Genomic DNA, 14,581 nt, shown 5'->3' with positions numbered 1-14,581 from the left:
TCAGACGCCCCAAACGCAGATGGCGGTGCGGTCATCGTCATGAGTCTTGACCCGGAAGCTGAGCTGCCACAGGAACTCAGGCAGCGATGGTGGGGTGCCCTCTTGCCACCATGTGGCCAGTTGCTCCCGCACCGCCCGACCGGCCATCGGCTTGGCCAGCCCATCCGTGCAGAACAGCAGCATGACCCCGGGAGGGAGAACCCATGTGGTCGCCTCCACGCGTGCCGCGTCGCCAGGCAGCGCGTATGTGGCCGACGAAGCAAGGGTCTGGTCATCGTCCTGCGGGAAGCAGGAGGTCCACTCTCCGCCGTGTAGCTGCATCGCCGTACTGTCGCCGACGCGCATGATGTGACAGAGGCGAACCCCCTGCTGAACTTGAACGTCGATCACCGCGACGGTAAGCGTGGTGGCCGTCTGCGCCACCGCGACACCCTTGTCCCGGGCAAAATCCATCATCGACTCGGCGATGTCGGCAAAATAGACCACCGGATCGGAACGCGTCTCGTAGCCGTCCAGCAGGCTTGCTGGACACTCTTCGAACGCTGCCCGGCATGCCTGGGCCGCACCGAGATGCGACATGTCCCGGCTTCCCAGCCCATCGGCCACCGCCAGCAGGACATGGGACTCCCCCAGTTTCCTGATCAGCATGGCGTCCTGCCGGGGCAGTCCGTCGTAGCGATGGTAGTCACCCCGTACCGACGCGCCACGGATGATGAGCCCCTCCAAATCGGCGCCATCGATCTCAGTATCGGGGCCCGCCTGTTCCGCAGTGGGCAGCGGACCGGGCGCGGATCGCAGGCGAGGGGGCTTGCCGATGATCAGGGGCTCCGGGAAGTGGGGTGTCATCACCTTGTCCACGTGTGAACCTCTCCAGGTCAGACCGGGTCGGCAGCCAGTACGGTAAAGCCTGGGACGTTCTCATGAGGCAGGACCAGCTGTGGGGCGTTCGCCGGATTAGAAGCCGACAGAGTCGCCGAACGGACAATCGACTTGGTCAGCTGCCGGGCGAACTCGCTGAGGGCCTGCGCGGGCGACACACCGGTTTGGGCGACGAACGCCCTGAAGGTCGCGATGCGGGTGAGCGTCTGGTGTTCGACGTCTCCAAAGCCGAAGGCCAGAATGTGCGGTCGGGCAGTGAAATTCGGAGAGACGAGCTCACCGTAGGCATCTTCCCAGCCGTAGTCGTTCGGCTGTCCATCCGTCAGGAAGAAGACCGTCGGCCGGAACGGTGTGTGCCCGGCCTGCTTGAGTTCGGCGATGTCGGTGGTGATGGCCTGACGTAATAGCGAGAACGCCGCGCCGTACGAGGTGAGCCCGCGCGAGGAGAGCATCGGCAGGCTATCGATGTCGCCCAGGTCGGTCAGGGGCAGCAGCACTTCCGCAGTGTCACTGAACCCGACCATGGAGAACCTGGCCTTGTCGGCGACGATCGGATTGCTGGCGATCTCCTGGTGGATCTTGGGCAACTCGTTGTTGATCGCGTCAAGGGGTTCACCGTCCATGGACGCTGACTCGTCACAGACCAGGTAGAAGGGCAGTACCTGCTCGCTCATATCATCCTCATCACTTGTCGGCGCAGCCTTCCGTCACGAAATAGATCTCCATGGAGATCGATCCGCTCGGAGCTGCAAGATCATGGAAGTTGCGGGTCGCGGCGGCCTTGAAGACGCCGGGGTAGGCGCGCCGTGCCGCCTCGTTCACCCGGCCGGCCAGATGCACCCCATTGCCCGCGGCACCGTTCGCGCCGAAAGTGAGAACCATGCCCGCGTGCCGCCCGGCCAGCCGCCGCTTGTGTGTACGCAGCGCTGTCTTCACCAGAGTGACAAGCCGCCTCCCACCCGCCGAGGGATCGACCTGGAACGAAAGCTTCAAGGGCTTCGAGCCCACCCCGGCCATGCGTGCGGCACATCCTGACGGGCTTGGGGACGCGACGGGCGAGCCCGTACGTCCAAGGGACGGCTTGGGGGACGCCGGGGAGGCCGCTTGCGCTCCGAGCATGATGATGGTCAACCCGAGCAACAGGTCCGCGAAAAGCCAGCCGGCCAGCGCGATCAAAGGCATCGGTCCGCGGTGGCGCCTCATGTCGGGTCCCTTTCGTCACGCAGCGCACTCGCGACGATGACCTCACCCACTTGATTCACCGCATCCTGCAGGCGACCGATGGCCTGACTCAGATCGATGAGCTCGGCCTCCGTCGCCTTCCTGATCACAGGCGAGATCTCGGCCACGGTCCTCGAAACCGCCAGCGGGAGCTGACCGACAGCGCTACGGAGATGGTCCAGCTCCACGCTGGTGACGTCGCGGATCGAAACAGGGATCTCTTCGATCGCTTGGGTAAGGGCGGCGGGTACGTCCCGCAGTTCCTCCAGGAGCCGCACCGTCCTCCCCGACGCATCAGATGCGATCTCGATTCGGGACGCGTGATCTCCGACCGCGTCGGCCCAGCCCTCCAGCGCGTGACGAACCTCCTCACCGGTGTTGCCAAAGGTGTGGGTGACAGCGCTGGTCGTGTCGTTGAGCGCCCCCGTGATCTGCTCTCCGACCTGGTTCATCGTCGCCTGTGTCATGGAGGTGACGTCCGCCACGGCGCGATGCAGCCCGTCCAGCGCGGATGAAATGCCGTTACCGACCGTGGCCAGCTCATTGACGCGTTTGGTCAGCTCCCCGACATGCCCGTCCAGTTGCTTCGTGGTGTCACGAACGGCCGCGCCCGCCCGGGTGGTGGCCTCCTCCATCGCGGCCCGGACCCTGCCCGTCGAGTCGGCCACCAGAACGCCAAGGCGGTCACCGGCCTGGTCCATCGCTGCTTCCGCCCTTTCACCCACCTTGTCGATTGCGTACGTCGTTCGATCGATGGTCTGCGTGAGATCTACGGTGGCAGCGGTCGCGGACGCCACGTGTTCATCGAGCTTCCACGTCGCCGCCTGGATATCGGCCGTGGCCTCCAGCAGGCTCTCCATCGCCTGCCTGGTGCTCTCCAGGGAGACTTCCATGGATCGCACCGTTTGCTCCTGGATCCGCCGCAAGGTCGATCCGACCTCACCGATCTCGATGGCACTCTTGGTGAGTTCTGCCTGGAAACGCGCAGGGCTCGCGAGCCGTACCTGCCCGAGGGTCAGAGTCGCCTCCGTCAGCGCGGCCCGCAATCTGAGACGAAGCTCCACGGCCTGCAGCTCGGCACGGTTCTCCTCCCTGCGCCGTAAGAGCCGCTCAAGCAGCGTGACAGCGATGAGAAGGGTTATCGCCATCAGTGTGGCCAGTGCAACCCTGTCAAATTGCCAAATACCGGACAAACGCCCATCGAAGCCCTGCTGCCACATCTCCAGAAAGGGGCGACGGGCAATCTCAGCTCCGCCTGACTTGAGGGCTTCACCGTAAGCTGTGGTGGCACGCTGGAGCCCGAGCCAGGTGATCCCAATGGGCAGGAAAACCAGGACGGGCTGTAAAAGGTCCAGGGCGTTCAGCAGGCCCGCCCACCTGGGCCGGTGGGATACAAGCCGGACAGTCTCCTCGGGCGGGAAGGCGGCGAACAGATCCACCTCGCACCAGCGCTCGCTCTCGGCCGGTTCATCGACCGCATCGGCCAGGGAGCGGAGCTGGTCGGCACGTGCCTCCAAGAACGGTTCTGCGGCAAGCTTCCGGAGCTCCGCAGCGGGCGCGTGATTCATCACGAACAGCCGTATCCTTTCTTGACGGAACGGTGTCCACAGAATGTCAAGAAGGTCAGTGGATCGATCCAGCGAATGTCACCCATCACGACCAACGAGACCGGAGTGTGTAGCGTAATAGATGAGCCAGCAGGTGTCATTATGGGACAAGGCGTCAGAGGCCCAACCAAGAATGACGACCCGCACGTCGACGAATAGCTCTCGACGGGAGCATCCAAGTCATCCAGCCTATACGTTGACTCCGTTCACATTCAACGTGTTTGAGCGGCGATGGCGAACCTAGACGTGGGGTGGACCGGGTTCCGACTGCTGGCTCCCCTGGGTAAGGGCAACATGGGAGAGGTTCACCGCGCGCAGGATCGGCGTGACGGCAACGCCACCGTCGCCGTCACGCCGATCCTCCGCAGCAGTGCTACGTGCTCAGCAAGCCGTCCGCCGCGTGGCGAGTCTTCCTACATCCGTCGCAGCGGCGGCACACGGCGCCGCGTCGGCGGTCGCCCTTCCAGCTCCACACAACGGAACTCGTCCCTTCATGCCTCGGACACCAACCGGTCGCGGCCCTTGTTCGACAGGATGTTGAAACGCGCGCACGGCGATCTCGCCTGGCCGGACCCCCGGTCCGAGCCACTTCCGCACCCGTTCCACGAGCGCCGCTCCCTCGGCCTCCTGGCACGGGAAGCCCGCTGTTCGAGGGGGCGGCCCGATCGCCGTGCCGAGGCGCGCAGAGGCCGCCTGGATCATCTTCGGCGCGCGGCCGGTACGCGCCCCATGGAGATCACACCGGTAGAGAGGGATCGGCTCCAGCACGAGAGTGACATGCTGCGTGAGCGCCACGCACTCTTCGTCGCCAGCACACCTGCACGCCGGCGCGCGAGGCGCTCTATGTGTCGTGGAGCGACGCGCCCAGTACATTCGTCTCACAGCGAGCTCAGCCGTAGATCTAGAACTCTTGTACGAGCTTCCTGGCCACTCTGCCTACTGATTGGGTATGATGAAAACTAGGTCAACAGAGTCGCGCTAGATGTGGGAGCCTGAGCGGGCTGGTTTCAGGAAGGGCTTGATATCCATGGGCGAGCGCCCTGTCGTGGTGACACTCGCCGAGATCGCGCGAATCGCAGGAGTCGGACGGGCCGCCGTCAGCAATTGGCGTAGACGGCATCGCACCTTCCCCTCGCCCGTCAGCGGTACGGACACCAGCCCACAGTTCTCCCTGGTCCAGGTCGAGGAGTGGCTGCGTGAGCACGACAAGCTCGGATCGTCCACCAGTTCACTCGAACGCCTCTGGCCGGCCTTTGAGGCTCTGGGCGATCGTGATCGCATGGGGCGGGTCGTCGCCGAGTTCGGCGCCCGACTGCGAGACGCGTCTCATCGCGAGCTTGATCCCAGCGAAGAGCATCTGGTCGATCAGGCTCTTGAGCTCTCCGTGCATGAAGGCGGCCAGGAGACTTTTCAATACCTTCTCGACCGGTGGCTCGGCACGCATATACGCCAGATCACCACCACACCGACTCCACTCGCCTCGTTCATGGCGGAAGTGGCAGCTCACGCTAGACCGGGCAAAATCAGCACACTGCTCGATCCCGCCTGCGGTGCCGGCGGACTGCTCTTGGCCGGCGCGGAGCGTTGGAAGGGCGCATACCGGCTTCTCGGCCACGAGCGCGATCCCGTTCTCGCCATGCTGGCGAGAACCAGGTTGTCCCTGCTGGCCGAGGCGCCCGAGATCGACCTCAGAACGATCGACACCTTGCGAAGCGAATCCCCGGTCGCCGCCGCTGATGTGATCCTCTGCAATCCGCCCACCAATGAACGTGACTGGGGGCACGCGGAACTGGCCACCGATCGACGATGGCTGTTCGGACTGCCACCACGAACCGAGTCCGAGCTCGCCTGGGTGCAGCACATCGTCTCCACGCTGAGCGATGACGGCGTCGCCGTCGTGCTTCTACCGCCCGCCGTGGCCTCGCGCCGCGCGGGCCGTCGCATCAGGGCGGCAATGCTGCGCGCAGGATCGCTCAGAGCTGCCATCGCCCTGCCCCCGGGTGCGGCTCCACCCTTCGGGGTCGGCCTGCACCTGTGGATCCTGAAGCCACCGACCCAGCGCCGGACCGCTCCTTCGCTCCTCATGGTGGATACGGCCGACTGCCGGGCCACGTTGTCGGCCGCCGGCGCTCAGGCTGTCGACTGGGACGCCGTCCGTGACCGGGTGTTCGGCGCGATGGCAGGTAAGACGCGGGAGAGCAGCATCGAAGTACCGGTTCTTGACCTGCTGGGCGAGGAGACCGACCTGACTCCCGCACGGCATGCGCCCACCAACGTGTCGGTATCGGTCATCAATCAGCGCCGTTCCTGGCGGCAGTTCGACTCAAGCCTCCAAGAAGCTCAGGATCTAGGAAAGGTCCTACGCGACCTCAAGGTGGTGCGGGAGGTGGCGGATGCCCACGCCGTCGCGGTCGCCGACCTGGAGCAAGCCGGCACGCTCGCGCTGGCACCAGGGCAGGCGATCCCGGACGGATACATACGGCGAGGTGAGCGGCCAGATGACGGCGTTCCGGTGCTCACCGTCGCGGATCTGCGCGAGGGGCAGCCCCCCCAGTTCTGGATAACCGCCGAGGACGTCGAACAGCTCGAACGGGACAAGGGCATCACCTTGACATCGTCCAACGACGTGGTGGTGGTCGTTCCATCTGCCGAGTTCAGCGCATGGGTGGATGTTGCGGCACCTACGGTTCTGGGGCCGCACATCCATCGACTCCGGCCCGACACCGAGCATCTCGACCCATGGTTCCTGGCCGCCTGCCTGCGTGCGCACTTTAACGCCCGACAGGCCGGTACACACGCCACCACCACATCGCGAGTGGACCCGCGACGCCTGCTGGTACCTCGTCTGCCCATCGGTGAGCAGCGCCGATACGGCGACATCCATCGTCGGCTGGTCCGTTTTGAACATGCCATCGCGAATGTGGGCGGCGTTGGTGCGACCTTGAGCCGGACACTCACGGAACTTCTGGCCGCCGGACGGCTGAGATAGAGCCGAGCATCGTCTCGACCTCATCGCGGTGGCCCCATTCGGCGAGTTCCGCGGCGAACTCGCGACAGCGCCAATGCACTTTGAGGGACGAGCGGGACAGGCCTCGAAGGTCGACGACCACCGCCTTCCACAAGGTGAAGGCCGCCTCGGTGTCGTCCTTCTCCGGCACGAGGCATTCGGCGACGCCGACGCGGGCTTCCAGGAGAAGGTCTACGTCCTTTGCATCGAGAGGCGTCCGTTCCACTGTGCGGTACAGCCTGCCGGCTCCCGGCCAGTCCCCTTCGAGCCTGGCACGATCCGCACGGACCAGTTGAGCCCGCACGACAAGACGCTCACGCGGGCCCCAGGCCGCTTCCACCTCCCTCGCCTGCGCCGCCACCCGCTCCGTCTGCGTGCCAGGCTGCTGCGCCATCACTTCGCGCTCGGCGGCTTCGAGCAGATCACCGAACTCGCGACGGCTCGGCATGAGCCTGCGCTTCACAGAAGGACGCTGCCTCTGCACGGGCGCCGGTGGTACGGGCACAGGCGGTGATTCGCGGCCTTCCCTGAACGGCAGAGTGGGATCCGGGTGCAACCGGGGCGAGGGGGCGGGGTCCCCGAGCCGGGGAAGGTAGCGGCGCAACACCTCCAGCCCGTCGGCCAGGCTCGGCCTGTCGGCGGCCTCCTTCTGCAGCAGGCCCCCCGTCAGTTCGGCCAGGTCGGCGCCCACGGGGTGCCGCGCGGGGTCAAGGCGCGGGGCGAGATCGTTGCGGTGCTGGTCCTCGATGCTGCGGTCGGGAAGCTCGCTGAAGACCTGCTTTGCGGTGACGAACTCGTACAGCATGCAGCCGAAACCGTAGAGGTCCGCAGCAGGGGTCGGGTTCTTCACACCACGGATGATCTCTGGTGCCATGTAGCCGGTACTTCCGGGGGTGTGGCCGTGGCGCGTGTAGCGGGTGGCCTGCGGGTCGGTCGGCAGGGCGATGCCGAAGTCGATGATGTGCACGGTGCCGCTGTTGGCGAGTACCACGTTCTGCGGCTTCAGGTCGCGGTGCACGACACCGCCCTTGTGAATCCTGTCGAGGATTTCCAGGATCTGCACGCCGATCGCGGCGGCCGCGATCATCGGCGGCGGCTGGTGGAGGGAGAGGAAGTCCCGCAGGTTCTTCCCCGAGATCAGCTCCATCACCAGGCACGGGTCCCCGCGGAAGAAGCCGTAGCCGAGCAACCGCGGGATGCCAGGGCCTGCGAACTTGTCCAGGAGATCCCGCTCGCGCTCGAAGCGCTTGAGCGCTTCGCTGCGGACACTCCGCTCATCAACGTCATACAGAGAGGGCCAGTAGTCGCGACCGAGCGCCTTGACCGCCACCGTCTCCCCCGAGTGCAAGTCCTCGGCCAGCCAGACGCGTGCCATGCCGCCCGTCTTCAGGCCGGCGCCGATCCGGAACCTCTCGAAGAGAACGTCTCCCGGCCGCATCGCGTCCTCCCACTCCGTGGTGTTCACGCTCATACGTTACCAAGACAGAAGACTTACTGTCGCTTGACTAAGTTCACAGGATGCGGTTCCCTGTTGTCGTGAGCACTCACCCGATGCCTTCCGGCCTCAGCGGCCGATCCGACGTGGTCCGGATCGGCCTGCCTTTGCTGCGCTCGGAAGCGGACGCCTGCGCCTGGGGAAGGGCCCTTCGGGCCCGCCCGCTGTTGACGCAGACCCCCGAACGCTCCCGTAGGAAGCCCGTCCAGGACTTCTTCTTCGCACCGGTGCAGAGCATGCTCGACGCGATCGAGCACCATGGCAGCAGCGTGCAGGCCGCGCTGACGGACGGCCGGCACACCCGCAACTGTCACCCCGTGCACCGCGCGTGGGCGCTCGAAGCCGTGCCGGCCTACCTCGCCGCTCGCGCTCGGCATGAGGCTGCCGGATACCCGGTCACGTTCCCCGTGGCCACTGAATGGGTGGGACTGAGTCGGCTGCGCAAACCGGACACGAGAGGGGTTATGCAGTACGAGCGCACCGCCTGGTGCCGAAGGTACGCCACCCGGGACGGCTCCGTGCGGGAAATCTGGATTCCGTCCATCGGCTCCGCCAAGGAGAACCGGGCGGAGGCGGAGATCGCGGGCGCCGCCGCGATCGCGGCGACCGGAGTACCGGCTCGCGGGTCCTTCGGCGAGCCTTACCGGAAGGTCGAGACCGATGCGGTCAAGCCGCAGCGGGTTCGCGTCATCGGCGTCGGCCTCGCCGATGGGAAGCCCCTCGTCCTGGCGGATTGGGATGCCGAAGAGGCAGTACGCCAGTTCGAGGAACACGCCAAGGAGCGGTACGCCGCCATCCTTGACGGGCAGGCCCTGCGCCCGGGCTCGGACTGCACCACCTGTGAAGGACTACTCGGCTGCACGGCTCTTCCCCAAGTTCCAGGGCTGCTCGGCGTACCGGCCCCTCGCCGTCCACGCAAGCGGCGCAGCGTCTCCATCAGCGACCTGCGCGCCTACGAGTCCTGCCCGGCGCGCTTCCATCTGACACGGACCCTGTACATCAAGGACGGCCGGGTCGAGAACGAGGCGATCCGCCGCGGCCGCGCAGTCGACGCCTGGCTCAACGACCGGCACAGCGAACATTCCCGGATCCCTTGCCGGGAGGTGCCACTGCCCACGGAACTGCCGGGCCTGGCAGAGGACGAGTTGGGCTCCGCTGTCCGCATGGTGAAAGAGCACCGCGCCTTCTGCCCGCTCGACGAGCTTCCGGAGGGTGAACTCGTCCGCGCGCAGTGGCGTCTGGCCGCCTACGACCCTGTCGTGGATGCGGTCGTCATCGCCGATCCTGACCTGCTCTACACCGAAGCGGGCGGCTGGGTGTGGCGTGAGACGAAGACCGCGTCGCGGCGTACCTGGGAAGGCCGTTCCCTGCTCCGCGAATATCCGCAGCTTGCACTGGCCGTCTTACTGATGGCGGCCGGCGTCCCCGGCGGCGATCCCCGCCGCTCACGTATCGAGCTGGAGATTCTTCGGGAGAACGGGTCGGTTTGCGAGGAGTTCGATCCGTTTGACCAGGCGATCCGCGACGAGGCAGACGAGATCGTCGCTGGACTCGCCGCCGGATGGGCGAGCGACGAGACCTACACCCCTACCCCCGGCGACCACTGTGCTGATTGCGAAGCCCGCCGTTGGTGCACCGCTTCAGGAGAAGCCCGATGACCACCGACACGCTGCCTGACGCCGCCGTGGAATGGGCCGCCCACCAAGGCATTCCGCTGGTCCGTACGCTGGCCGGCGCCATGCTCGCGCTCGACGCGCAGACCGGTCTCGACGCGTTCACCCTGCCCTACCCGCCGGAGGCCCAGCGGGCGCTGGACCGCACGGTCCTCGCCTGTCTGCTCAGGGAGGCCACGCCCCCGGCGAGCCTCACCGAACTCGTGTCCTGGTGCAAGGAAGTGCCCCTCGCCGACTGGCCGGTGGACCTGCCTGCGGACGCGATCGGCCAGGAGGACCGGCTGCTGGACGCGGACTCCGGGCGGCCGACCGAGCTCTGCCACGAGTGGGCCGAGCGCACCCGCGACAGCGCGCTGGCCTTCCGCGACCGCGAGATCCTTCACACCGCTTTTCGCCTGTGCCGAGCGTTCGGGGAGGAGGAGGCTTACAGCGCCTTCCGCGAGCTGCTCGTCAAGCGCCCTGTCCTGACCGCGCCGGAGAGCTTCGAGGTCCTCAACGACCTGGTCCTGGAGCCGGTCCACGAATTGATCCGGCGCATTTACCTGCCGGTTCCCGACAGCTATCGGTACGACGGTGATTACGTCTGCTGTGGGCGCTGTCTGACACTGCTCATCCCCATCCATGACGGGGAGTGGTGGTGCGAGCGCGACCGCTGCCGCCGCCAGGGACCGGCGCCCCTGGGCAGACGGCTGCGCCCGGCGGAGATGGGCGAGGTGCACCAGGTCGAGCGGCCGGTGCGGCAGTTCGTCACCGGGCCTGGGCGTGCCGAGGCGGCTCTGCAGAAGGAGTTGACGGCATTGGGGCCAGCCGTGCGGATGTGGCCAGGCTATGACGCCTACGACCTGCTCGTCACCTTTCCCGACGGTCACCGCTGGGCCATCGACGTGAAGGACTGGGCCAACCCGCTGTTTCTCGGCCGTTCTGCACGCCCGGTGCCGCAGGAGCCGCCGTACGACGAGGCGTTCTGGGTCGTACCCCACCACCGGGTCGCCGCCAGGCGCGACTACATCTCCGTGTACGAGCGGAACCGCCCCTCTCAGGCCCGCGACCTGCCTCTCCTCTCCGACACAGACCTGATCGGACGGGCCAGGGCCCGGCTCCGCAGGCAGAAGGGCGACACTCGTGCGTGACCGCGAAAGCTGGCATCGACCGGTCAGCCGCGAACTCAGCCAGGTCTGGAGCGGCCTGACCGTAGCGCTGCAAGGCATGAAACCGGCCCACCTGTGCCAGGTCGAACTGGCCCTGCGGCTCCTGCAGCGACTGGCCCCGGAAGAGCCTGCCGAAGGCGTATACACGCTGCTCGGTGGCTACCCCTTCGCCCGCGCGGCCGGGCTGGCCCGCACGGCTGAGCACGACACGATGCTCATCGCCGCCCGGCACCTGCTCTGGACGCTGCGCCGACGCCGCGCCTGGCACCAGGCGCTGGACCTGTACCGCCAGGTGCCCACGAGGTTGCGCGCCTACGACGTTTCTGAGGACGGCGGCCCCGCCTTCCAGCTGACCCCGACGATCGCGTTCGACCGCGTCACGGTCTACGACGACGCGCTCGCCCGGCTGCCACAACACGCACGCAAGCCGCTTCCCCTCGCCCCTGCGGGGCGCAGCGGATTCATGGACCGCCGCCGTCCCACGTCCGTCACCATCCCCGAGGCGCTGATCTTCGATCCCATCCCCGGTCACGACCTCGCGCAGGGACGTCCTGGCGGAGGTGCCCCGCTGACGATCAAGCGCTCCGCGCTGCTCGCCACGGCCGTCTGGATGGATGAGCGGGAAAGGGAGCTGGGCGTGGAGCGGCCCGGTAACTGGGAGGGGCGCACCAACGAGCTGCGGTTCGCGCCTCGTGGTGCCGACGGCCGGAACTTCAGCGAACGGGACGATATTCACCTCAACGGGCTCATGCATCTGGCCGGCATGGTGGGTGCGGGCAAGAGCACGCTGATGACGCTCGTCGCGGTCTGGGCCGCCCGGCGAAATCTGCGCGTCACCCTCGTCGTCGGCGACGTCGCCGAGCAGCTGCGACTCTGCGAGCTGCTGAACGACCTGGAGCTTGCCGCCGTCCCAGTGCTGGGACCAACCACACGTGAGACCCATGTGCAGCGACTGCATCGCCGGCTCGCCTCACGCGGTCTGGACAACCTTCTCGACCATGACGCGGCGGGCTTCGACGACCTCAGTACGACGTGTGTGATCGACGCGCTGCGGGGCACGGAAGCCATCCAGCCGCTGCGGTACGCCGACGCGCCGTGCACTGCTCTCCACCCGGAGCAGCGGAAAGTGCAGCACACTTCCGACATCGTTCTGCCTGCGCCGTACCAGCCGGGCGAGGCCGCGCGGAAACGCCCGGCCGACGAACTGCGGGGCAGCCGGCGTGGCTGCCCGGTGTGGGCGAAATGCCCACGTCACCGCGCGGCGCGCAACCTCGTCGAAGGACTGATCTGGGTCGCCAACCCGGCGAGCCTCGTGCAGAGCGCCGTCCCGCAACACCTCAACGAAGAGCGGTTGCGCTATCTCGAACTCGCCTGCCTGCTCAGCGACATCGTCATCGTCGACGAGGCCGACTCGGTCCAGATGAAGCTGGACGAGATCTTCGCCCCCTCGGCGACACTCGTCCGCCCGGATCCCGACTCCTGGCTCGACCAATTGCACACCCACAAGATCGAGGAGCTCTCGCGGCGCGGCCGACTGCCCCTCACGGACCAGGACATCGAGCGGTGGAACTCGGCGCTGACCGTTGTCACCGCCGCAACCGACCGGCTCTACCGGCTGCTCATCTCGGAAGAGGAACTGCGCGACTGGGCGGACATCGAGTACTTCAGCCCGTGGACCCTGCAGGAGAAGCTGCTCGGGGACTGGTTCGACGAGCAGCACGCGGGCTCCGAAGGCGTGCATGACGAACGTCAGCTTTACGAGCCCTACGACGACGATTCACCCGACGCCGACGAGAGCCAGAGCTTCCGGGACCCTCTCCGTTCACAGCTCACTGAGCTCCTGGACGCCTTCCGCGACGATCCGCTGGGCGGCTCCGGCCCGTACGGCACCAGCACCGATGACCTGATCGACACCACGCGCGACCTCCTGCACACCCTCAACACGGCCCGTACCCGCGCCCGTGTCAAGGCTCTGCTCGACAAGCTGATCGAGGGGACACCTGCCTCCACGCGAGGCGACACGTGGCGCGACCTGACCTGCAGGCGGCTTGAGTTCCTGCTCATGCTGTCGGCTCTCCACCAGCGGCTGGAGCGCCTGACGTTCCTCTGGCCCCAGGTCGAGGCCGCCCTCCGGCTGGACTCCACTGGCAACGAGCTGGCCAGGCGCCCGCCGCTCGACTACGCACCGCTCATCCCCGAGGCCCCAATGGGCAACGTCCTCGGCTTCCAATACCTCCCGGACGAGCGGGAACGCGACGAAGACGGCAACAACAGCGGCACCCTGCGCTTCTTCCGGTGTGCGGGCGTGGGCCGGGAACTGCTTCTCTCCCTCCACGAGCTGGGTGCGGACCCGGGGCAGGGGCGCCCTGGACCGCACGTGGTGCTCATGTCGGGCACCAGCTGGGCCGGAGCTTCGACCCGCGCCCACGTCCTGGCCCCCGTGGGCGCCGTGCTCATGCCGTCGGAACGCTCGCTCGACGCGGTGGGAAAATCGCGGTTCGCCACGCGTTTCCTCTATGACGCCGACGGAACACCCATGAGGCTGTCCGGCACCGCCCCCAAGGTCCGGCCAGTGGCCGCCAGGGCTCTCGCCATGCGCCTGGGCAGCCCCGGACGAGGTGGCGGAGCGAGCCCGCTGGAGGAAGAGCTGGCCCTCGTCGGGGACGACAACCGGCGCCGGGCGATCCTGCTCGTCGGTAGCTACAGGGAGGCGAACGCCGTCGCCGACACGCTGCACGGGCTGGACCGCTGGCGGGGCAGGGTACGGGTCCTGGCCGCCGACGACGCCGACCTCGACCAGTCCGTACGCGGCACGGAACCAGCGATCGCTGAGCACGCCACCACTTTGCGGCGGGGCGACCTCGCCATGTTCGCCGAGGACCACGATGCCGAACTGCTGGTGGCGCCCCTGCTGGCGGTCGAGCGTGGGCACAACATCCTCAACTCCGAGCGCAACGCGGCTTTCGGCACCGTACTGTTCCTGGCCCGACCGCACCCCCGTCCCGACGACCTGGCACTGGCGATCTTCGCCGTGAACGACTGGGTGTGCCGTTTCGTCCGGAACCAGAGGCGGCCTGACAACCGCACGGGTCCGGCCACGTTCGGCGAGCTTGTGGCAAAGGCCGCCGGACTCGACAGGGCCGGGCTCGACTTCCGCCACGAGGCGCGGCAGGAATGGCGTCGCCTGTTGTCCCGGCGCTACATCTTTTCGCGGCTGTCGCCCTGGGAGAAACGGGCGTTCGCCTGGGACCAGCTCGTCACCATGTGGCAGGTCATCGGCCGGCTTGTACGGGGCGGAGTGCCTGCCCGGGTCGTCTTCGTCGATGCCAGTTTCGCCCCGGAGACGGCCCGCGCGCTGTCTCCCGGCGCCACGGGCCCGGTCCCCCTTGAGGACGGCCTCCTCACAGCCCTCCGCTCCATCCTCACTCCCTACTTCGACGCCGACGCCGACTCTTTGGCATTCCCGGACCCGGCGGACGCGGCCCTCGCCCGGCTGCTCTACCAACCGCTGTACAACGCCCTGTCCAACCTCGAACACCACCGCTGAGGAC

At 67.1% G+C, this 14,581-nt stretch carries 9 protein-coding genes; 4 read left to right on the top strand and 5 right to left on the bottom strand.

All coding sequences use genetic code 11. The features are described 5' to 3' along the window. The 4 genes from DP939_RS09545 to DP939_RS09530 are packed head-to-tail and all read right to left on the bottom strand — an operon-like array spanning nucleotide 1 to nucleotide 3,671. On the bottom strand, nucleotides 1–858 hold the full coding sequence (locus tag DP939_RS09545) for a protein phosphatase 2C domain-containing protein (RefSeq protein ID WP_113980267.1): 858 nt from the start codon (nucleotides 856–858) through the stop codon (nucleotides 1–3). A 17-nt stretch (nucleotides 859–875) separates the two neighbouring features. Beyond that, nucleotides 876–1,553, bottom strand: coding sequence for a vWA domain-containing protein (locus DP939_RS09540; RefSeq protein ID WP_113980266.1), 678 nt, complete (start codon nucleotides 1,551–1,553; stop codon nucleotides 876–878). Between the two features lie 10 nt (nucleotides 1,554–1,563). Continuing rightward, nucleotides 1,564–2,061: a hypothetical protein gene (locus tag DP939_RS09535; protein WP_225878127.1), complete on the bottom strand. Its 498-nt coding sequence runs from the start codon at nucleotides 2,059–2,061 to the stop codon at nucleotides 1,564–1,566. A gap of 17 nt (nucleotides 2,062–2,078) precedes the next feature. After that, complete coding sequence (locus DP939_RS09530) at nucleotides 2,079–3,671, bottom strand: methyl-accepting chemotaxis protein (RefSeq protein WP_147267940.1); 1,593 nt, start codon at nucleotides 3,669–3,671, stop codon at nucleotides 2,079–2,081. Between the two features lie 1,018 nt (nucleotides 3,672–4,689). On the opposite strand from DP939_RS09530, the gene DP939_RS09525 reads away from it, so the two are divergent. Then, entirely contained in the window at nucleotides 4,690–6,696 is a 2,007-nt protein-coding gene (locus DP939_RS09525) for an N-6 DNA methylase (RefSeq protein ID WP_199565064.1), read from the top strand. Here DP939_RS09525 and DP939_RS09520 read toward each other — a convergent pair. Then, nucleotides 6,662–8,179: a serine/threonine protein kinase gene (locus tag DP939_RS09520; RefSeq protein ID WP_158578522.1), complete on the bottom strand. Its 1,518-nt coding sequence runs from the start codon at nucleotides 8,177–8,179 to the stop codon at nucleotides 6,662–6,664. The genes DP939_RS09525 and DP939_RS09520 overlap by 35 nt on opposite strands. Before the next feature lie 71 nt (nucleotides 8,180–8,250). Between DP939_RS09520 and DP939_RS09515 the strand changes: the two genes are divergently transcribed. The 3 genes from DP939_RS09515 to DP939_RS09505 are packed head-to-tail and all read left to right on the top strand — an operon-like array spanning nucleotide 8,251 to nucleotide 14,577. Beyond that, nucleotides 8,251–9,867 carry a PD-(D/E)XK nuclease family protein gene (locus DP939_RS09515; RefSeq protein WP_158578521.1) on the top strand — a complete coding sequence of 539 codons (1,617 nt, stop codon included), beginning with the start codon at nucleotides 8,251–8,253 and terminating at the stop codon, nucleotides 9,865–9,867. Beyond that, on the top strand, nucleotides 9,864–11,012 hold the full coding sequence (locus DP939_RS09510; RefSeq protein ID WP_113980261.1) for a pPIWI_RE_Y domain-containing protein: 1,149 nt from the start codon (nucleotides 9,864–9,866) through the stop codon (nucleotides 11,010–11,012). Before DP939_RS09515 ends, DP939_RS09510 begins: the two co-directional genes overlap by 4 nt. Beyond that, nucleotides 11,005–14,577: a pPIWI_RE_Z domain-containing protein gene (locus DP939_RS09505; RefSeq protein WP_113980260.1), complete on the top strand. Its 3,573-nt coding sequence runs from the start codon at nucleotides 11,005–11,007 to the stop codon at nucleotides 14,575–14,577. The genes DP939_RS09510 and DP939_RS09505 overlap by 8 nt, the downstream gene beginning before the upstream one ends. The last annotated feature ends 4 nt before the right edge of the window (nucleotides 14,578–14,581 follow it).

The organism is Spongiactinospora rosea (assembly GCF_003315795.1).
Lineage (GTDB): Bacteria > Actinomycetota > Actinomycetes > Streptosporangiales > Streptosporangiaceae > Spongiactinospora > Spongiactinospora rosea.
This window is presented reverse-complemented; position numbering and strand designations above follow the sequence as displayed.